9 protein-coding genes are annotated in these 22,350 nt (G+C 58.2%); 4 read left to right on the plus strand and 5 right to left on the minus strand.

The window, feature by feature from the left end:
* Positions 1-78: 78 nt before the first annotated feature.
* Entirely contained in the window at positions 79-4,557 is a 4,479-nt protein-coding gene (locus ACFQY0_RS11145) for a Calx-beta domain-containing protein (protein ID WP_379712312.1), read from the plus strand.
* 27 nt (positions 4,558-4,584) lie between these two features.
* Here ACFQY0_RS11145 and ACFQY0_RS11150 read toward each other — a convergent pair whose 3' ends face one another.
* From ACFQY0_RS11150 to ACFQY0_RS11170, 5 genes are all read right to left on the minus strand, one after another.
* Positions 4,585-8,790 carry a Calx-beta domain-containing protein gene (locus ACFQY0_RS11150; RefSeq protein WP_379712314.1) on the minus strand — a complete coding sequence of 1,402 codons (4,206 nt, stop codon included), beginning with the start codon at positions 8,788-8,790 and terminating at the stop codon, positions 4,585-4,587.
* 428 nt (positions 8,791-9,218) lie between these two features.
* Positions 9,219-10,703 carry a lysine--tRNA ligase gene (gene lysS, locus ACFQY0_RS11155; protein ID WP_379712316.1) on the minus strand — a complete coding sequence of 495 codons (1,485 nt, stop codon included), beginning with the start codon at positions 10,701-10,703 and terminating at the stop codon, positions 9,219-9,221.
* A gap of 54 nt (positions 10,704-10,757) precedes the next feature.
* Positions 10,758-13,280: a protein kinase domain-containing protein gene (locus ACFQY0_RS11160; RefSeq protein WP_379712318.1), complete on the minus strand. Its 2,523-nt coding sequence runs from the start codon at positions 13,278-13,280 to the stop codon at positions 10,758-10,760.
* 98 nt (positions 13,281-13,378) lie between these two features.
* A complete protein-coding gene (locus ACFQY0_RS11165) occupies positions 13,379-13,990 on the minus strand; it encodes an acyloxyacyl hydrolase (RefSeq protein WP_379712320.1) in 612 nt (203 codons plus the stop codon).
* A gap of 131 nt (positions 13,991-14,121) precedes the next feature.
* Positions 14,122-15,204 (minus strand): LacI family DNA-binding transcriptional regulator, encoded by a 1,083-nt coding sequence (locus tag ACFQY0_RS11170; RefSeq protein ID WP_379712322.1) that lies wholly within the window; start codon positions 15,202-15,204, stop codon positions 14,122-14,124.
* Positions 15,205-15,362: 158 nt separating this feature from the next.
* Here ACFQY0_RS11170 and ACFQY0_RS11175 point away from each other — a divergent pair, with 158 nt between their 5' ends.
* The 3 genes from ACFQY0_RS11175 (at position 15,363) to ACFQY0_RS11185 (ending at position 22,328) form a co-directional block, all read left to right on the plus strand.
* A complete protein-coding gene (locus tag ACFQY0_RS11175; RefSeq protein WP_379712324.1) occupies positions 15,363-16,025 on the plus strand; it encodes an SGNH/GDSL hydrolase family protein in 663 nt (220 codons plus the stop codon).
* Positions 16,026-16,060: 35 nt separating this feature from the next.
* Positions 16,061-17,461, plus strand: a complete 1,401-nt coding sequence (locus ACFQY0_RS11180; RefSeq protein WP_379712326.1) for a sulfatase-like hydrolase/transferase — start codon at positions 16,061-16,063, stop codon at positions 17,459-17,461.
* A gap of 220 nt (positions 17,462-17,681) precedes the next feature.
* Positions 17,682-22,328 carry a lamin tail domain-containing protein gene (locus tag ACFQY0_RS11185; RefSeq protein WP_379712328.1) on the plus strand — a complete coding sequence of 1,549 codons (4,647 nt, stop codon included), beginning with the start codon at positions 17,682-17,684 and terminating at the stop codon, positions 22,326-22,328.
* Positions 22,329-22,350: the final 22 nt, after the last annotated feature.

Below are 22,350 nucleotides of genomic sequence, written 5' to 3' on the forward strand. Positions count from 1 at the left end.
CTGCCTATCTCTCGAAGTTCTTATTCAGCAAGCGTGCTAATTCCTACAATTATGGGTTCTCGATGTTTTTCCGTGTGGATGATCGTCCTTTGCGGGTTGTTTCTCGGTCGAGTTTTGCGGGCGTCAGATGAAGAGCCGCGGAATCGAGCCATCCACCAGTATGAGCAGACGACTCGTGAACTGCTTCATTTTTCAGGAAGCGGTGCCGTGCTGAGAGGCACGTATAGCGATGCCCCGGTCGAGCTGCTCGAGTTCAGCGAGGAGGCGTTTAGGCCTTCGCTTACCACCAGGCAGTTTCGCGAGGGGCTTCAGGTCCTGGCCGGCGATGATCAGGTAACCGGTGCACTCGAATCCGAGGCGAGTTATCCTAACAATCGGGCCGACTACATCTTTTTCGATACCAAGTCACAAGAGGAAGTCAGCCGCTTTCCGAGCTTGAGTTTCGGAGAACAGTACGGGCGCAGCCTTGTGGTGGAGGACGGGCTGGCGGTCTTGTGGTCGGAGTATGCCAATCAGGAACATTTGTGGTTGCTCCTGGATACCGGTGAGAGCGGATCGATTTCGATTGCCCCCCTGGGAAGCGGGTATTCGATCAGCACTTTCTGCGGCTTCTGGAGGAAGGATTTCGTTTTCATTCAGTGGGATAGTCAATCCAACCAACGCTGGGTCGTGGTGACCGACCGGGAAGGCACCCTTGTCAGGCCGGCGGTTCAGATTTCAAATGGAGGATCGAGCTCCATCGCCGATGAGGACGGCGGAAGGGTGTGGATTAGCTCCGGGAATCGGGTGGAAATGGTCGATCTCGAGAGTGGCGAGCTTCGCTCCTATCCACTCATAGAGGTTTCAGCACTAGGGGCCGACGGCGATGGATGCTGGGGTGCCTTCGGTGGATCCGACAGGCTGGAACGCTGGGAAATCGATGATGAGGGTGGTCTGCGGGTGGGTTTCCGAGGGCAGTTGGGCAATAGCTGGTATTCCGGCCAGATCCTCGCGGCGGAAGGCCGGGCGTGTGTTTATTACTCAGGGCGACTGGAGATTTTCGATCCGGCTTATGCCCGCCCGGTTCTGGAACGTCCGTCCCGAGTGGTGGTCACCGAAATGGATCGTGAGGCCATGGTTCGACTGCGACTGGATCGTGTGGCTGAGCAGAAGGTCGGACTGCGGGTGAGGACGCGGGATGGCTCGGCTGAAGATGGGAAAGATTATCTCGGTTTCGACAAGCACGTCGTGATTCCGGCAGGTTCCCAGGAGATCGAACTGAGTATTCCGATTCTTGAGGATCAGCTGCTTGAGTCCAATGAGTCGGTGATCGTGGAGTTCTCGGAAGGGGTGAACCTAACGGTTCCCGCCCATGTCACGGGATCGGTTGTGATCGAGGGCAGCGGGCTGCAGGCGAATCCCATTGTCTTCTTTGATGAGTCGGGGCTCAGGCTTAGCCCGTGGGAACCTTGGGTATTTGACGATCGAATGGTCGGTTTTTTCTACGAAGGAAACAACTGGAGTAATACGAAGATCGTGGGGCTCTTCGATCGGGAAACCGGCCAGTTGATCAAGCGACTGGATATCGACTCAATGCCGACGAAGGAAGGCTTCCACCTGGAGTGGAAATGGAGGCGGGATGGCGGGGTCATTACGACGGCGGTCCGCGATCCCATGTCGGGATTGCGAATTGTCGAGTTCGATGCCGCCACCGGTGCCAAGCTTCGTTTTCGGCAGGTTGATCCGGAATTCCGATATTCCGGTTCCGAGATCATTGGTCCTGGAAGCGTTCTGACCTACCGATTCAGTGGGACTCCCTATCTCGGCGCCGAGGTGGTGTCGGTTGATCCGACGGAGGATCGTGATATCGACTTGATGTCGGGACTTGAGGGGAGCTTGCGTCACCTGCTTGTCGAGGCGGCCGAGGATCGCTACGTCGTCGAGCTTGATATCGATCGCGGATTCTATTCTTCCGACGAGGCGGTCCTCCGGTGTTTTTCCAATGAGGATCACTCGCTGTTGTGGGAGCGGCGAGAAGGGAGATCAGCTCCCTACTACGGAATCGGGTCGGGTGGTGGCATGCTGGTCTGTTGGGGGCGTAGTAGCGAGCAGGTCGCGGGGATCGACTTGCAGACGGGCGAATTGGCGTGGGAGTCCGCACTGCCCCCCATCAACAGTGGCGTCGCGACCGTTGTGACGGCCGTCGGGAACAGGCACTTCGTCACGAGCAGGAGCTTCAGCGGAACGGGTGCGGCTTCCTTGGTTTGGGAAGTGGAAACCGGGGTTCCGGTCGAGGAATTCAAAAAGGATTCTGGCCACCCTTCCTTCCCGGTGGAAACCGATTTGATCGGATTGACGGAGTCGCATGGCACCGGCGCGCTTCTGGGGAGCCGTTATCTTCCCTTGGAGGCTGGAAGTTCCTCGACCAGTTCAGAGAGTCAGCTCTTCGAGTTGGTTGCGGAGCGCAGCAGACCGTCGCTTGAGTGGCTGGGGGGATCGTTGCTGGCCAATCGTAGAGGATCAAAGATGGTTTTCCGTTCGAAGGAGAGCTTTTTGGGAGACTTCGAATTCCAGGTGGATTTGGATCTGAGAGGGGCTTCCAGTGCGCCACTTGAACTGGATGGGACGAAACACCGGATCCCGGGCGATCGTTCGTTCGTGGAGGTGCCCTACAAACTTAGCCCCGAGTTTGACTACCATCCGTGGAATTCCAGCGGGTTCAGACTGATTCTGGAGATTTCGGGCGATAGCGGGTCAGAGTTGTCGGTATGCAGGCTGGCCGGCATGGATGGGCTGGCTCGATTCGTGCCGCATCGCTTCCAGGAGTTGGTGGCCGATTCCGCCGATCTCGCTCTGTATGGTGAGTGCGCCATTCAGGAAGACCGATTTGTTGTTAGAAATGCGCTGGATGACCCCGCTCCGGATTTTGAGCTGCTGGTGATCAGCCGGCCGGATGGCGAAATCATCCGTAGGTTCCGGAATCCGCTTTCCAGCAGTCAGGGCAGGTTTGCGGATAACTTTGTGGTTCATGGGAACCATCTCGCGGCAACCTTTTTCAACTATTCGACGGGTGAGTCGGAAGTGCTGGTTTTCGATCTCGAGAGCGGCGCCTACCGGGGATCGATTGCGGATACGACCGGGACCTATCATTTCGCCGAAGCGATGGCGGCTTCGGATGACTATCTGGTTCTTGGAACGCCCGGCGTGAGTTTTGGATCTCCTGCGACATCCTATGTCGAGCTGTATCGCTGGACGGATTTGAGCCGGGCCTACCGGAAATTCAAAGGTCAGAACAGTGAATTGGGCAAGTCCCTGGCGTGGAACGGGAGTGACCTTTATGCGGTCGCCAACTCTGCCGATGTGACCATTGGAGGAAAGAGATATGACGGGCATGGGCAGATCATCGGGTATCGGTTTCCCACCGGGAATTCGCCACAGCCCGTTTACCCCGATCCGGCGAACGGGGGCAGGCAGAGTGGCCGGCTCGCAGAGGGAGGGGACTACATCTTTTCCGCTCAGAGTTATGGCTCGCTGACGGCCTACCGGCGTTCGGACATGAGCATTGCCTGGACGATGAAACCACCGATCGCTCTTTATGAAGAAGGCCTGACAGCGGGAGGAGGCATGGTCAATTGGGACGATGGGCGCGAGTTGATGCTCTGGCGTGAGTCGAGCCCCGAGATTCTTTCCACCACGCTCTTTGCGACGAACCCGCAGAACTATGCGGAAGCCTTCTGGGGGCAGGTTGAGGACGATCAGCTGATTTTCACCCATCAGGGGAAGCTTCGCTCGATGCACTTGAGTGATCTCGGTGACTTCCGTGGCTATCGCTCGCTGTTGGAGCCGGGAGCTGCCAGCTTGCCGGTCGGGGGTGATGTGGATGGGAGCGGCACCGACGACTTCGAGGAGTATGTTTTCCTGCGGATCGATCCTCTGAACCCTCCGGTCAAGGTGCAGAGGATTGAGGGCTTCGGGTGGATGTTTCGAGAAGGGGCGCCGCCACCGCCGGATGTAGTCGTCGTGGTGGAGCTGAGACAAGCCGATGGAACGTGGGGGGCGGTGAGCTATCGGGAAGGGCTGGGACCGTGGCTCTGGGCAGACCGGTATGAGGAGTGGGCAGGGCTGGTTTCGCTCGCCACTTCGGCATCCGAGGCCAGGATCCGCTATCTTCCACATTCCGCTCTCGGCATTTCCGAGACGATTGAGGGGTGGCCGTTCAAGGCCTATGACAAAGCAAAGTCATCCGATCCATGGATGGAAGGCACGGCGGTCGATGAACAGGGTTTCACCATGTGGCAACGCATGGAAATGCCACTCTGGGAGGAAGGGGGAAGCCTCGGGAATCTCAAGGCGACAGGTGAGGGTGGCTCGAAGGCTCTCTGTTTCAAGCGCCTGCGCGGGGTCCGGACGGTCGAGGCCGAGGTCAGTCGCGATCTTGTGGATTGGATGCCGCTCACGGATACCGCCGGGCTCGAACTTGAAGTACGGCCACTGAATGATCAATGGGAAGAGGTGCACGTACGAAGGAAGGAAGCCGATGCCGATCCAGTCTTCATCAGGTTCCGTGGAGAAGACTGAAGCCCATGTTGCTCGGGGAGTATCCGGCTATGGTGCTTCGGGCGGTGCGAAGAGCGGGTTGAGCCCGATGTTCAAACGGTAGAACTCGCAGTCCGAGCCGTTGGCATGACCGGAGACGGGAGTCCACTCGCCCGTCACCCCGCGACGGAAGGCTGGCGACCATGATCGAAGGTCGTTGCTTTTTTCAATGACCGCTTCCGCATCCACGGGAAGCTGCAAGTCGGGAAGAAGATCGGTGAGAGTGGGATCGGATTGATCGGGATCGATCCGCAGCGAGTAGGAGGCACCGACTTTTTCAAGATACTCATCGAAGTCCGCGACGGTTTTGCCATCGGCTTCGGACCAGGAGACGAAGCCCTCGATAAGCGAGATTTCCATGCCGTAGGCGGTGCCCCGCTCAGTCCAGTAGACCCATCCATCCTCGCTCAATGTGACATGGGAAAATGATTCTCCGGGTCCGCCGATATGAATCCGACCCGTATCGAGATTGAGAACTTCGAGTTTGCCGGAGGCGACCGAAGCCAGATGATTTCCACTCAAGGTGGGTTGGCCACCGAAAAGGGGAACCCGATCGCTTTCGCTTTCGAATTGGTACCAAGTCTGATCTGAAAATTGATAGAGGTAGCGCGGCTCGACGGCAAGATAGCCATCGGATACCTGGAGGTTTTCTCCGAAACCTGACAATGGTGCGGGAACCGGCGAGAAGAAGGTTTCGACCCGCCTCTTCGTGGGGATGTCGAACTGGTGGACCGCACCGATGAAGTGGAGCTTCTGTCCTTCATAGACCGGGGATGCATAGGGCGCGCCGGAGAAGATTTGGTCGCCCCGCAGGACGAGTGAGGCACCCAGTTGCTCGCCATCGGTTTTCTGTTTCCAAACGGACTGGAAGGTCGTGGCATGAAATACTTCGAAGCCGCCCCGTTCAAGCGGGTTGGTTCGGCTGATGTCCGGGTCTTCTCCCATGGCCCCGATGGCGATGTACTGGTCGTTGATCGCCAGCGCATAACCGAAGCCGATGAGGGAAAGGCTGCTCGGGAAAGTGTGGAGGAGCTGACCTGAGGGGATGTCAAAAAGGAAGACTTCGCCGGAGTTGGGCTCGGGGCTGCCGGAGTCTCCCCAGCTCGGCGATCCGACCAGAATGCGGTCGCCATGGATCCGCGCGATCTCCCCGAAGGTATTCCATTTCGAGGAGGCGGGACGCGAAAGGGCGCGGACGAAGCGGCCGCTTTGACGATCGAAAATATCGACGCGTCCCGACTTCTGGCCGTCGGTGGATGCCGATGGGAGCAGGCAGGCGAGCCACCGATCGCCTATTTCGATGGCGTCGATTGCCAGATGAGCGGGGTCCACCAGAGGATCCTCATAGGTGATCTGAGGCGGACCTCCGCCGGCTTCCACCAGGGGACTTGTTAGGGTGTCGGGGCGACTTCGCTGGATTTCAGAACGTAGGCCCGCCTGGATCTCGATGGCGAAATCATCCGGCCAATTCCAGCTGCTTGGCTGCATGACCAGATCGACCGTGCCTGAGTATCCGGAGATGGGTGACGAACCTTGGGGAATCGTAAAAAAGTCAGGAACCTGAGGAAGGCTGGTGCTGTAGGTTCCGTTGAAGTCACGATGCTCGCTTTCCAGGACCTTCCAAGTCAGCTCGATTGGGTCGTCATAGGCTTCGGTCACGCTCCACTCGAGAGTGAGACCATACGGGGTGATCGTCGGTGTTGCTTTGACATCGACGGCAGGGATCCGGCGGTCAATGGAGAGCTGATAGATCTCCGTCCATGACCGCTCCCCGGGATCGGGCTGGACGCTGACGCTGTAGGTGAGTTCGGTTTCGGACGACGAGGGACCGGGGAAGTTTCCCCACGACGCTTCGGAAACATCAAGCCGCGGATCAAGGTCCTCGAGAAGCGTCAGCGTGGCGGGATCGATGAGTTGGGCTGGCAGCCGGGGATTCGGATGGGAGGTTGATCCTTTGGCGATGATGAAATTCCCCAAGGCTCGGAACGTGAGGAATCCGACATTGTGTCCTGCCTTGCGTGACATTTTCTCACGCAGATCGGAGGTCGTCCAGACGGCTTCGAAAGTGGTGGTATCGTAGCAGACGTCTCCGACGATCACGTGGGTGCCGCATCCGTAGACCGAAATGGACGAGCGATTGGAGCCATAAACGAAGGTCTGCAAAGTCTGTTTCCCGAGAAGCTGGAGTGTCGACCGGTCGTAGCTGCGAAGCTGCAACTCGGACTGAGCCACGCCGACGTTTGCATCCGGATTCATCCAGCCCAGGAGCCAGTAGGTTTCTTCGGTATAACCGATAAACGACGGCTTGCTGTTGGAGGGGAGCCACTGGCCGGAGAAGTCCGCAAACTCATCGCTGGAGGCGATCACTCGGCGAGCGCCATGGACGGCATTCCATTCGAAAATGCCCTCGTTGGAGTTACCCAGTAGAAAGAGGCCGGGCAAACCTGCGGGCGCGAGGGTGTTGGGAACATCTGAATCTCCTGTAGGTAGACCCGGCCACGGAATATCCTCGAGAAGTTCCCCCGAGCTGCGGCTCCACGAATGGTATCGTCCCTCGGTTGAGACTCCCGAAATTTGTCGGTCGTCCGACCACCAGAGGCTGGCTTCGAATCCATTTGCAGGAGCTTCGAGGAAAAATAGGAAAAGATTGTCGCCGGCGTCAAAGACGGCCAATTCGGTCTGGCCGATCGAAGCGTTGCCAGTGTCCATGATGTGGAAGTCGACCCCGGCATAAACCGGCGGAGGGAGATCCTTGTAGCGATCCAAGGTTCCTTGATAGACGGGCAATTGCTGCTGTTCGACCCTTGGTTTGTAGAGCACTCCGCTGGCGCGAATGATGGCCGCCGCTGGCGGCCCGTCCCAACTCGCGCCCTCGCAGTCGAGAAGACGCAGCTGGATGGTTTCATGCAGCTCGGAGGCCGTGTCGTCGAGGATGCTGATTCGCGCTGTTTGTTCGGTCGTGCCTGGTGGAAAACTCAGGACTTCGTCCACAGGTAGGAAGTCCACGCCTTCTTCGGCAGTTCCGGAGTTCGAAACGAGACGGCAGCTGGCCGGAAAGTTGAGGGGTTCCGGGAGTTGAACCACCACATCCATGAAGCCTGAAGACTCTTGAGCTTCGGAAGGATTGATGAAGAATTGCGCTGTCGCATGACGGTCGAAAATGCCGATCGATCCGCTGAAGTTTTCCCGGATGGCGAGATAGCGGTCGGATACGCCGGAGATCACCCTGTTTCCGACGGAGCTCTCACCGTAGAAGTCGATTTCGCATAACTGCTCACCGCCAAGTGTGACGTGTCTCGCCTCCAGCCCGGAATCCTTTGAGCGCACGAACCAGAAGCCATCGTTCGTGGGAACAAAGGTCACCCGCGCTTCAGCTTCCCAGGGGTCGAGGAAGGGGATCGTGGTGCTGCTTTCGCCATCAACCTGATAGATCAGAAGCTCGGCGGATTCCTGAGGGTTGTAGACATCGAGAAGATTTGGAAGAATGGCGACGACCCCGTTTCTAACCAGGGCCTGGTAGGAACCGTAGCCCTCGCTGAAGCTTATCCGTTTGACCTGCTCTCTGGTTTCGAGATCGGCGACGGCGAGAATCTGCTGAGTGCCGAATTCGACTGACGACTCACTGAATGTCGTGGCCAGATGCTTTTCCTCGAGATCCACCGAGGCGTTTCCGTAGGCGATGTTGAAAGGCAGTTCCCAGCTTTCGGTCTGCTTGGTCGCCCGATCTAAGCGATAGAGAACACTTGTGGTGGCGAGTCCAGGAGCTTCGTCGCCTTCGTTTCTTCGTGCCCAGAGTGAGCGGGGAGTCGTGAGGTAGGCGTAGGAGAATTCAAAAGGAAAAAACGCGGAGATGTCGGAAAGTTCGGTGGTGATCCCGGTCGAAGGAGAAAATATGCGACGGGGTTTAAGCGGGAGATCGCGCTCTTCATGCAGTAGCTCCGAGGTCTGGGTGGTAATAGAGACGAAATTGACCGAACTCTCTTTTTGAAAGACAAGCGGAGTGCCATCGAAGCCGGAGGCGATGTCCCAGAACTTGAGCGCGTTTCCGTCGCTGTGTCCGCTGGGCTGATACTGGAAATGATCACCGATGATCTGGATGGTGCCGCCGGACGGAACGCCTGAAATCCAACGAGGTGCGAGCGCGTCTTCATTGGCCAGGACGGCACTGGCAAAAGCCGTGGCAAGCAGGATATTGAGGGAAACCAGCGAATGCATTTGAGTGACGAGAAAAGTCACTATCAGGCTTCCCGCCGGCTACTCCAGTAGGAAAATGTCACGGATATCGCCTTGATGATCTAACATCAGAGCTTCCAATTATATTACTAACACTTCATCCGCGCCCGCTGCGACCCGCTACCAGGGTCGAATTGATTCCTCTACGCGGGTCCCCGGGTGGTCGTCGCCAAGGCTCCTCGACCCGGGGCTACAAGCGATGATCCCTGCCGGGATCGAGATGCAAGATCCGAACATCGAATCCTTGAGTGAGGGGGTCAGAGGCAAAAGGGAGCAGGGATGTTTTCACCCTGCCGAAGGAAGGGAAGGGCGGTGAAAGTTTGGACGATGAGGCGCGGCTCATCCCGGCCTATCGATGTGATAGAGAAGCAGCTGCTCTCGGGTGACTCGACAGGGCGAAAGCGCCCTCTCTACTCCTTCTTCTTCAGAAGCGGGAACAAGACGACGTCGCGGATGGTCGGGGCGCCGGTGAGCATCATGATCAGGCGGTCGATGCCGATGCCGATGCCGCCTGCCGGAGGCATGCCGTGTTCGAGGGTCTCGATGAAGTCGTAGTCGACGAGCTGTTCCTCTTCGCCGCCCGCCTGATGCTCAAGACGGGCTTTCTGGACGTCGGGGTCGTTGAGCTCGGAGTAGCCCGGGGAGATCTCCTGGCCGTTGATGATGAGTTCGTAGACTTCGACCGTTTTGCCGCCGGGCGTGACCTTGGCGAGAGGGATGAGCTCGCTGGGGACGCGGGTGACGAAGCAGGGGTCGAAGGTGTGCTCCTCGACCTTCTTTTCAAAGACCTGCTGGATGACTTCGTAGTCCTCCATGTTGTCGGAAAGCTGCACGCCCAGTTCGTCGCACTTGGCGCGGCGTTGCTCGGGGGTGATGTCGAAGAAGTCGTCACCGGCGACGCCCTTGACGAGGTCGTGGTAGTTGGCGCGCTTCCATGGGCGTTCGAGATTGATGGTGCGGTAGACTTCGCCGTTCTCGTCCTTGTGCTCGATCTTCAGGCCGCCGCAGAATTTCTCGGCGAGGAAGCAGGTCATTTCCTCGACCAGCTCGGCCATGATCTCGAAGTCGGCGAAGGCCTGATAGGCTTCGAGCATGGTGAACTCCGGATTGTGGCGGCGCGAGATGCCTTCGTTGCGGAAGTTGCGGTTGAGTTCGAAGAGCTTGGTGAAACCACCGACGAGCAGGCGCTTGAGGAAGAGTTCTGGGGCAATGCGCATGGTCAGCGGCATGCCGAGCGCATTGTGGTGCGTTTCGAAAGGACGCGCGGCGGCACCACCGGCGACGCTTTGAAGCATCGGTGTTTCGACCTCGAGGTAGCCGCGCTCGTGGAAGAAGTCGCGGATGGAGGCGACCATTTGCGAACGTGTGACGAAGATCGCGGCGCTTTCCTCGTTCGACATCAGGTCGAGGTGGCGCTTGCGGTATTTCAGTTCGCGGTCAGCGACGCCGTGCCACTTGTCGGGCATCGGGCGGAGGGCTTTGGAAAGGATGGTGAATTTCTCGACCTTGACGGTGGGCTCGCCGGTGCGGGTCATGAAGGTTTCGCCTTCGATGCCGAGCCAGTCGCCGCGGTCGAGGCATTCGAAGATCGCGAGTTGTTCTTCGGGGAGTTTTTTGACGCCGATGAAGCCCTGAATGTTGCCGAGCACGTCGGCGATGTGGAAGAAGCAGGACTTGCCCATGTTGCGCAGACCGGTGATGCGGCCGGCGACTTTCACCTGCAGGCCTTCCTCGAAATTGGCGCGCAGATCGGCGGGGGTGTGGGTTGTTTCGAAGGCCTGACCGAAGGGGTCAACACCGAGCTCGCGGAGTTTCGCGAGTTTGCCGCGGCGAACGGCGATGAGTTCGGCTTCGGTGGATTGGGGTGCTTGCGGTGTCGCTTCGGCGTCGGACATGCGCGGAAGAGACCAGAGACTGGAGGTCAGATGCCAGAGAAAAGAGTGGTGGAATCAGTGGTTGATGAAGCCGAAGGACTCGATCCAGGTCTTGATGTCGGCGGCTTCGGTGGCTTTCTCGGTGATCAGGAGCGCATTTTCGCGCTGACCGAGTTGCTCGGCTTCGCGGGCTTCCTCGCTGAGACGGGCGACGTAGGCGTCGCGAATGCCGGTGGCTTTGGTGGTGAATTCGTGGTCGATTGCCTGCTGTTTGATAAAGTAGTGCCGGGCGATTTCGAGGAGTGGGGCGGCGTAGATGCCGCCTGGGGTGCGAGGGATATCGGCGGGCAGGCGCCCCCCCTTGACGGTCGCCTTGACGGTCTTGACGTGGGGGGTCCAGGTTTGGATTTCGTGGTTGTTGCCGCGCCGGCGAAGCCAGATGTCGAGCTTCCAAAGATATTCGTCGGAGTTCTCGTTGAGGGCGTCCTGTCGACGGGTATCGAGCCCAGCCAGGACATTTTTCGCTTTGGCATCCATATCGGCGAGGAGCTTCGGCCGCGTCGGTGGGGTTTCGGCATTCTGATGGTCATGGCTCCACTCGATGATGAAGCCGGAGGCTTCCTGCCCGGGATCCGCTTCGGCCCAACCAGCCCGCGGTTGGAAAATGAGGGCCTCCCCGGTTTTGGGCTGCGAACTGGGAGCCCAGCGGGCAAAAGTCCATGGCTCACGGCTGTCCCACGTCCAGAAGCCGTCCCGAAGGGTGGCGCCGAGCCAGAGGCCGTTTGCTGCGTTGGTGTTGCCGGCTAGCTTGTCGAGAAAGTCCGCCTCTTCCTGGGTGGCGACGGTCATGAGATGGCCCCCGCCGATCTCCGCCAATCTACTAGCTTCGTCGTAGTTGAATGCTTCGCGAACGACCAGAAAGCTCCGCTCGCCAAGCTTTTCGATGCCGGGCGGAAAGAAGGGCTGGTCGCTTTCCTGGGATTGCTTGCAGCGGGTGAGAATTTGTTCGATGGAGGTCGGTTTGGATCCATCGCGATGCCACTGGATGAAAAAGGGATGGGTTGCGGATTCCGATTCCGCCATGACGAGGGCGTCGCGCTGCAGGGCGGCGAAGTCTCCATCGCCTGCGGGCACGGTGTCGAGCGGCCATGGCACGGCGTTGACCAATTGCCAAAGTTCGGGGGATGTGCGGGTGGCGCCAATCCAGATCGCCTGTTTGGCGGGATCATGGGTCCTATCTTCCGGGATGGCACTCGCGAGCCAGGTGCGAAGGACTTCGTCGCTCAGGATGGCAAGGTGGCCACCGAAGCTGCGCGCCATGAGGCTGGCCTGACGCCAGCTGGCGGCGCGTGGGACGAAGAAGTAGTGGGAACTCCCATGGGTCAGCGTGCCAATCGGCAGCTCGCTGAATTCACCGGCAGTCAGAGCCGCGCGGAGGCGGATGAGCGATTGAGCGGGCGTTTCCGTGGCGGCTTCGGGGGGCTCCCCGGTGGAAACGCGGTCCTCTGCGGCGGGCAATGGCTCCGGGACGTCGGAGACCGCGGGACGAATCGGCTCCGGCCAGACCGTTGCCGCGGGTTCTTGTTGAACGGGTTGTGGAGGGCGGGGTTTTGCTGGGGCCGATTTTTCGACCATCGCTGCAGTCACGGCCTTTTTCTTCTGCAAAAGGGTCCAGGTGCCGTAAATGGCGGCGAGCAGGACGATGATGAGCGCGATGTTTCGACCCAGTGCGCTGCTTGCGGAGCGATCGACGATGGGCGTGCGCTTGGCAGGCGCAGCTTCGGCGGGTGGGGCGAGCGGCTCGTCGGGCTGGTGAAGCCAGCTCTTGAGGTCCGCGATCATCGCCTCCGCCTTCTGATAGCGCTGGGAGGGATCTTTCGCCGTCGCTTTCCGACATATCTCTAACAACTTTCTGTCCCGGATTCCGCGTTCCGGCTGGGGGTCATTTTCAGGCGGGCGGCCGGTGAGCAGCTCGCGGAGCATCACGCCGACGGCAAAAATGTCCGAGCGATGATCGGCCAATTCCGGGTGCCGGGCGACCTCGGGAGCGGAGTAGCCGGGGGTTCCCATGGCGAGGCCTTCGATGTCGTGACCAGCAGGACGGGCGAGTCCGAAGTCACCGATCTTGGGTTGGCGCTTCTGGGTTAAGAGGATGTTGCCCGGTTTGATGTCGCGGTGGACGATGCCGTGATGGTGGGCCTCGGCGAGTCCCCGACAGATACCCAGAATGATTTCGACCGATTGCTGGGGATCGACGGCTTTCTGGTGGGCGGAGCGGTGCAGGGATTTTCCCGAAACATACTCCATGATGATGTAAAGCAGGCCATCGACATCGCCGGAGTCATGGACGGTGATGAGATTCGGGTGAACGACGGTGGCCATCGCTTTGGCCTCGGCAACGAAGGACTTTCTGAAAAGCGGATCCTGGCCGAGTTCGCGCGGGAGGATCTTGATGGCGACGTCCCGGTCCAGCGAGCGCTGGCGTGCGAGATAGACGGCACCCATGCCGCCTTGGGCGATCAGGTGGTCGAACTCGAACGCCGGGAAGAGAGCTGCAATCGATTCAATCGATGGGGCTTCAAAAGGCGCGTCCGACATGGCGGAAAGAGATACGTCTGATGCGCGGCTAGGCCAGCAAAACCTTCCCGCCGGGCCGTGATGCCGAACGTATCACCGCCCGCGTTCAGGAACTCGAATCAGAACTGCCAGCCAAGCCCGAGGGTGAAGCCAAGGGCGTCGATTCCGGGGTTGGGCTTGGTTTGTCCGCCGTTGGAGTGGTGGACAAAGTAGGCTCCGGCGAGCAGCGAGAGGTCTTTGGCGATCTCGCGTCGGACGCCGAGTTGGGTGAACCAGTTGAAGGTGAAGTCCTGACCTTGTCCGCCGAGAATGCGGGTGGAATCTGTGAGGCCAACGCCGCCGCCGATCGAGAAGAAGAGTGAGGTCCTGGCATCGGCGAACCAGTATTCGATGGATGGCGCGCCGGAGATGCCAAGGTAGTAGGACTCGGGTCCTACCATGATGGTTTCCATCATCAGCGAGTAGCGCCCTCGGACAATGAGCCGTGCGCCGCTTTCATCCTCCCACCAAGTCAGGTGAGTCGGTGTTCTGAGGGTGAGCTGGGTCGGAACGATCTCGTAATCGATTGGGGTGTTAGATCCGATGTTCCAGGTGTAGCCGGATTCAAGCGTGAGCTCCCAGGCGTCGGCGGGATGAATGATCGGGGCACCGCCATCCGCGCTGATGGACGGGCTGAGATCGCCGGCGAGGACGGGGAGGCTGAGAAGCATGAGGGAGGGGATGGTCTTCACGAACAGTTGGGTGATTAAGTGGTCTTAAGTTTCAGCTTGAGTGCTGACCTTGAGTGTGATACACGTGACGTTTCTCAATTTTCGAGGGGGTAATTGCGGCCTCGCTGGGATCCTGGTTCCTGGCGAGGTCGTTACCTTTTCGAGGTCTTTTTGGCGGTTTTCGCGGCACCCTTGACCGGCAGGCTTGAGCCGTCGACCCAGCTACCTTCGACAAGGATTTGTCGGAAGATGTCCGGGATGCCGCGTGCTCCGTCGTTAATCAGGGAGTTGAGCATCAGGAAGCCCACCCGACCGATCTCTTCCGGATGTTGGTCGATGCCGGCATTGACATTGGTATCGAGGATGGTGGTGGCGGCGAGGGCGATGTCCTGGGGCACCTGGAGCTTCTCCTTTTTCAGCATGGCTGGGAGGTCGCTGAGGGTGGTGAAGATGGCGTCGGGATTGTACTGTTTCAGCCACTTTTGGAAGCTGGCGCGAACTTCGCTGGGCTTGTCCCGTCGGCGGAGGAGGAGCGGCGGGATTGCCTCCGCGTCTTCCACGAGTCGCTGGCCGCCGATGAATCCGAGCTCAAAGAGGACGCCATTGTCGCGGAGTTCGAAGTTTGGAGCCACGAAGCCGATCCGGCGGTAGCCGCGCTTGTAGATCTCCTTGTGCGCGAGGATGGTGTTGGCGACCTGATCGGCGGTGACGATGTGGCATTCGGGCTTATGAAGGCTCCGGCCGAACCGCACGACGGAGTAGTGATCCCATGGGAAGTCCTCCCAGTCGGGTTGGTTGTGGTGGGGCGGCAGAAGAATGCCACGAATGCCACGGGTATTGAGGATCTGATGAAGACGCGCAGGGGTGAAGTTGGCATCAAGACGAAATTCCTCGAGTCGGTAACCGAATTTGGCAGCGGCTTTGGTGGCTCCGATCCAGTAGTGGTCGAATTCCCGATGCTTCCTGAGATCGGTCGGATCAGGCCAGGCATTGATCCAAGCGATGGAGGCATTGATGGGTTGATCGACTCGGCCGCGCCGATAGGTGGCGAGCGCCGCCAGCATCGGATCGGGTCGATAGCCCATTTCTTCAGCCGCTTTCTGGACCTTCTCCCGCATCGCCGTTGAAATGCGCGGGTGATTGCGGAGGGCGAGTGAGACGGTCGAGTGGCTTACGCCGAGTGCTTTTCCAATATCGCGGAGCGTGACGGGTGGGCCTGAGGAATCCGGTGGCATTATGATGGGTGTAGGGCGTCGTGAACGGGGAGTCAACAGGGTGACTCAGAAGTTTGCCAGTGTAGAGTCAGATTTTTCAAAATTGCGACGTATTTCAGGAAGGATGGCGGCGACAATGAGGCCTCGAATGAGCTGAAATGAGAAGATGCAGAAGTAAAATGAAGGACCGTATACGGGGGATGTTTGCGGCTTTTATCAGTGGGTTTCTCTTCTCTGGGATCGAGGCGAAGGAGGCCGACGTCGAGGCGGCGACGGTGGTCTGCTTCGGTGACAGCATCACCAAGCGAGGGTATCCCGAGATCATGGGAAAAGCACTGGGCGTGAAGGTGGTCAATGCGGGCGTGGCGGGACACACCTCAGCCGAGGGACTGCGACGGATAAGGAAGGATGTCCTCGATTTGCATCCCGATGTGGTGGTGATCTTTTTTGGAACGAACGATGCTCGGGTCGATGCGCCTCACAAGTTCGTCCCTGCCGGGAAGTATGAGGCAGTTCTCACGGAGATGGTGAAGGAGATTGAGAAGATCGATGCCAAGGTGGTGATCTGCACCTTGCCACCGATCGACGAGGCGGCCTATTTCGAGCGTCACGAAACGGCGCTCTACGATGAGGCGGGAGGGACGACGAAGCTGTGGAGCGGTTACCGGGCGGCGGCAATGAAGGTGGCGAAGGAACAAAATCTTCCGGTGGTGGATCTTTACACTGAGCTGGAGAAGGAAGCAGATTGGCTGAGCCCGGACGGAGTACATCCCTCGAAGGAAGGATGCCGGATCATCGCCCGTATGGTGGGCGAGAAAGTTGAACCTTTATTGAATGAGTAATTATGAACGGAGTTTCGAATAAGATGTTGGGGTGGATGAGTTCCGCCGTGCTGCTTGGATTGTCGATGGCATCGCTTGGTGCTGCAGACGAGAAGCGGGATGCTCCGAACGTGATCCTGATCATGAGCGATGACCAGGGCTGGGGCGATGTTGGTTTCAATGGCAATGACCGGATCAAGACACCGAACCTCGATCAGATGGCGGCGGGTGGTGTGCGCTTCGAGCGCTTTTACGCCGCCTCTCCCCTGTGTTCCCCCACGCGTGGAAGCTGTCTAACAGGGCGCTACCCGTTTCGCTATGGGATCCTCGCGGCGCATACGGGCGGCATGCGGGCCGGTGAGGTCACAATTGCGGAGATCGCAAAGAAAAAGGGCTACGCCACGGGGTTCTTCGGCAAGTGGCACATCGGTTGGGTGAAGCTGGAGGACGGGGGCTCGAGGGGCTATTACTCACCGCCGTGGGATCATGGATTCGATGAGGTGTTCGCCACCACGAGTGCGGTGCCGACCTGGGATCCGGGCGTGACGCCGAAGGGTTGGAAGAGTTGGGGCGCAGAAGGAGGAGAGCCATGGAAAGGTGGCTTCCCTTACGTTCACAATGGCAAGGAAGTGAAGGAGAACATCTCCGGAGACGATAGCCGCGTGATCATGGATCGGGTGATTCCCTTCGTGCGGGAAAACAAGGATAAGAAGTTCTTCGCGGCCGTCTGGTTCCACACACCGCATGAACCCGTGGTTGCCGGTGAGGAATACAAGAAGATGTACCCGGATGCCGGAGAGATGCGAAAGAATTACTATGGCTGCATTACCGCGATGGATGATCAGATCGGTCGCCTGCGGAAGGAGTTGAGGGATTTGGGAATCGAAAAGAACACCGTGCTGTTCTTTTGCAGCGACAATGGTCCATCGGATGGGATGGCGAAGAAGGGCATCGCTTCGGCGGGTCCTTTCAAAGGACACAAGCATACGATGTATGAAGGCGGCGTGCTGGTGCCGGCCTGTGCGGAGTGGCCGGGAACGATCAAGCCAGGAACCTCGACGGAAATCCGGTGTGCCACCGTCGATTACCTGCCGACCTTCGCGAAACTCGCCGACTTTAGTTTCCCGAAGAATGACAAGCGTCCGATCGACGGAGTGGATCTGATGCCGATCATTCAGGGGGACGCGGACGAGCGGGGGAAGGATCTGTTCTTCGGGTATCGACGTCTTTTCCAGGGGACCAACGGCATGGCGATCATTAGCGGGAATTTCAAACTTCTCCATGAAGCGACCAAGGGGGGAGGGAAAACGAAACTCTATGACCTGGCCAGCGATCCCGGAGAGAAGAATGATCTCATGAGCAAGATGCCCGAGAAGGCGGCCGAGCTTGAGAGAAAGCTTCAGGAAATCGACTCGAGCTGTCAGCTCAGCCGCGATGGAGCGGATTATAAGTTCTGAGGGATTACGTCGCTCGCCTGGCCCGAAGGGCTTCGCGAAGCATTGATCGGACAAAGGCTCGAGGACTTGGCTCCTCGGGCCTTTCTCATGTTGAGAGATTAGAGATAACTGGGCCCGGCTTATCGCTGGTTGACCTGCCACAGGGAAAGGACTACATGGCGGGATAGTATTGCCCATGTACTCAAAACCCAATCTACTGACTCAAGGTTTCACTTGGTTCATGCTGCCTATTCTTCTCCTCGGAGGAGCCGCTGCTGTGCCGATTGATCTAAGCGATGGAAGCGCTGCCCAAAGCACCACACTTTCCACCTACGATGCTTCGCTTGCCATCGACGGCATCCCGAACTTCACCCACACGGTTCCCGAAGACCCTGATCCCACCTGGCAGATCGCCTTGCCAGTCTACGAGACCTTCACGGAAATCACGATCGTCAATCGCGGAGGAACCGGAAGCTGGTTGCCCCGATTCCGTGACCTCACGGTGCAAGTCGTCGATTTTAGCGGAGATGTGGATTCGGACTTCAACGGGGGAACCGTCGTCTATCAATCCGATGTGCTCAATCCCGGGAACATTCTCGGGAGCCCGGCGAGCATCACAGTAAATGTGGGAGAGGCGACCGGAAACATGATCCGCGTCATTCGCAAACCCGATGGTCAGGATCAGGGAGTGCTGTCACTGGATGAAGTCACGGCGGTCGGCTTGGAGCGCATCCTATCGTTTGCCTCCACCACTCCGCTCATTGCACCGGGGGATCCGATCGTGCTGGATTGGGCAGTCGCTCCGACGGTCACCGGAATCTCGATCAATCATGGCATCGGCGACGTGATGTCCATTACGAGCGACGGTGTAGGAAGTTACTCGAATGGCACGGGGCCGAGTGAGACAACGACCTATGAGCTCACGGCCACGAGCTCCGGGGGAAGCACGAAGGTTTCGACGACGATCGCAGTTACCGATCAGCCACTCATCTACTCCTTTGCGGCGGATCAGCTATTCGTGAGCTCCGGCTCCACCGTCAATCTGAATTGGAATGCCGCGGGCAATGTCGAAAGCCTCGCCCTCAATGGTGATCGTGTGGTGGGGACGACCGGAACTTCAGTCCAAGTGACCAGCGATACCGTCTTCGAGTTGGTGGCCGGCAACGGCGAGGGCACGGTTTCGAGGAAAGTTGGAGTGAAGGTCATCGAGCCCGGCGTTCCTGTGATCAGTGAATTCCTTGCATCGAACAGTGATGGGTTGACCGATGCCGATGGCAACAGTTCCGACTGGATTGAACTCTACAATCCCGGATCGGTTCCTGCGCCCCTTCTCGGATACTATCTCACCGACGATGAATCCGAACCCACCAAGTGGGCCTTTCCTGATGTGACCATGGCTCCAGGAAGTCATCTGATCATCTTCGCCTCAGGGGATAACCGAGTGGATCCATCTGGCGAATTGCATGCCAACTTTTCCCTAAGTGTGGACGGGGAGTATCTGGCACTCGTCAAACCGGACGCCATCACGATCGCCTCCGAGTATCATCCGGGATTTCCCGCCCAGAGAACCGACGTGTCCTACGGCATCGACGGTGTGACGAATGTCGATGGCTACTTTTTAAGCCCGACGCCTGGCGCGCCGAATGGAAGCTCGGTGTTGGGATTTGTGCGGGATACCGCGTTCTCTTTGGATCGAGGGTTCTACACCGATCCGATCGAGGTTGAGATCAGCTCCCCGACACCGGGAGCCGAGATTCGCTACACACTCGATGGGTCCAAGCCGACGGCAACCAGCGGCCACATCTATACGCCCGGTTCCCCCGTGACCATCAGCCAGACCAGCGTGCTTCGGGCTGCGGCTTTCCTCGATCAGTATGAGCCGACGAATGTCGATACCCACACCTATATCTTCAAGGCAGATGTCATCTCGGGAGCGAACATGGATACGGACATTACGCAGGACCCCGACTATGGCCCGAAAATGGACCAGGCACTGAGCGCCATCCCGAGTATTTCTCTGAACTTCTCCGGTGATTTGGATTATGATGAAAAGGAGGTTTCAATTGAACTGATCAATTTCGAATCCGGGGATAAGCAGGCCGATGCCGGGATGGAGCGCTTCGGAGGTTACGTGACCAATTTCGACAAACGCAGCGCCCGCATCACTTTCAGGAAGGAATACGGACCGGGAAAGCTGGATTTCGATCTGTTTGAAAACTACGACTGGGCAAGTTACCAGCCGGCCAAGGAATACGACGCCATCGAGCTCCGTGCGGGGAATCACGATATGTGGCAGCGCGGTGCCTACCTTTCCAATCGATACGCGGACGATGCCCTGTTAGATATGGGTCAGATTGCTCCTCACGGACGTTTTGTTCACCTCTACATGAATGGGGAATACTGGGGTCAGTATCACCTGCGCGAGCGCTGGAATGCGTCGATGCTCTCCGAGTATTTCGGAGGGGAGAAGGAAGACTACGAGGCTGTCAACGCCAACAATGCCGGCAGGCAATTTCAGACCGGAGTTGTTTATGACGGGACAGGCGAGCAGTGGATGGAAACCCAATCGCTGGTCAACGGCGAGACGCCATTCGCCTCGGCACGAAGCCACCTGGACATCAACAATCTGATTGATTTCATGCTGCTCTGGACGAGCGGTGATTCCGAGAGCGAATTCCGCGCTGCGGGATCTGTCCCGCTCGGGGTTCCATTCAAGTTTTTCCTGAAGGATGCCGACGGCTTCCTTCGTACGCCCAGCAATAGTCATCACAACGTCGATCATAACGGCCCCTTGAGTGCCATGACGGCTCTTGCGAACGAAGGGCATCCGGATTATCGCATGCTGCTGGCCGACAGGATCCACATGCATTATTTCAATGATGGAGCGCTCACTTCCGAGAAGAACATCGAACGACTCCAAAAGCGGGTGGAGGAAACGCAGCTTTCAATCATCCCTGAAAGTGCCCGCTGGGGTTACATGGACCCCTCCCTTACACCCGGGCGATGGGCTTCGTATCAACAGAATCTGATCAACAACCACTTTCCCTCCCTGGAGGCGACGATGATCTCGAGGTTCGAGGAAGCAGGGATGTATCCTTCGACCGATGCCCCCATTTACAGTTCGCACGGAGGTTCGGTGCAAGCTGGCGGAGGGCCTACCATTTCGGTAACGGATCCGAGCTACAAGGTATACTATCTGTTCGGAGCGGGGGACTCGGATCCGGACCCCTACCGTCACTCGCTCGATCCCCGGCTCCCGGGAGGTGGAGTCAACCCGGCGGCATCGATGATCGAATTTTCAGGGAGCAGCGGTTCAAGCGTTCCCATCGTGCAGAGTGGTGACAACTGGTCCTATCTCGATAATGGCACGAACCAGGGAGTTGCCTGGCGTGCCGCATCCTTTGTCGAGGACGGCTCATGGAAGAATGGTCCGTCCGAGCTCGGTTATGGGGACGACGATGAGGCTGAAGTTGTTGGCTATGTCGATGCCGACGCGGTCACTCCGGGAATGCAGAAAAACGCCACCACGTACTTTCGCAAGTCTGACATTTATATTTCGAACCCCTCGCAGTTCGCGAACTTCAGCCTTAATTACGTCTTCGACGATGGTATTGCCATCTATGTGAATGGGGTAGAGGTGGAGCGCAGGAATTTGGCAGCGAATGCCGATTTCGACCAATACACCGGCAGCGGAAGCGCCGACGACGAGGAAGGCTCCAAAATGCTTGATTCTTCCCTGTTCGTAGAGGGCAACAATACCATCGCGGTGGAAATCCATAACAAGGATGGAAATAGTAGCGACATCAGCTTTAATCTTGAATTGTCCGGGAACTTGCCCGGCAGCGGCTTGAATTCTTCTCCGATCGCTGTGACGGAGTCGGGTTGGCTTCTTTCGCGAAGTTATAACACGGCGAACGGTGAGTGGAGTGCGCTCAACATCGCCTTCTTCACACCTGAGCCGGTCCTTGCCGATTCCGGGAATCTGGTGATCTCCGAGTTCAATTATCACCCGGAGGATCCGCTTACGAGCGCGGAACTTGCTGCGGCGACCGATGCAGACGAATTTGAGTTTGTTGAGTTCAAGAACGTGGCGTCGGTGCCCGTCGATCTCTCCGGGGTTTCGTTTACCACGGGAATCGAGTTCACCTTTGCCGCGAACAACATCCTCCCGGCAGGAGGACGAATGGTGATCGTCAAAAACATGGCGGCTTTTGAAGCGCGCTATGCGGGGCAACTAGGATCGATCCTTTTTGGGACGGATGCGCTGGGGGGAAGCGAGTATGGCGGGAAGCTCAGCAACAGTGGCGAACAGCTGGTCCTGGAGGATGCCGAGGGCGGGATCATCCATGATTTTTCCTTCAGCGACGAGGCACCCTGGCCGACTGCCTCTGATGGTCCTGGCTTCTCGCTGGTTCTCATCAACCCTGAAATGCCAATCCCCGATCACAACCTGGCCAGAAGCTGGGCTGCCAGTGCACGGATCGGAGGATATCCGGGCGCGCCAGGTGCCGTCGGGTTCGTAGGGGATCCTCTCGTTGATCAGGATGGGGATGGGCTCAAGGCCATCGTCGAGTATGCTTTGGGATCCAGTGACTCGGTTGCCGGTGATTCGACGGTCAGCAGCGGCCGTGAATTTCACGAGGTGAATGGGGTGACCAGCGAGTACCTTACGATCCGATTCCTGCGTAATCAGCACGCGGCGAATGCCGTTAGAATCGATCCGCAGATCGGTGAGGATCTCACATCCTGGAGCGGTGAGCCCGAGCTCGTTCTGGTGTCGGAAACCGACATGCTCGACGGCACCACCCGCGTTGTATATCGCAGTGCTGTCCCGATCGGTGAGCGTTCGTCAGGACGGGAATTCATCCAGATCAAAGTCGAGCAGTGACGGGGGAGGCGGCCGCTACCAG

Source organism: Haloferula chungangensis (assembly GCF_042664875.1).
Classification (GTDB): Bacteria; Verrucomicrobiota; Verrucomicrobiia; order Verrucomicrobiales; family Akkermansiaceae; genus Haloferula; species Haloferula chungangensis.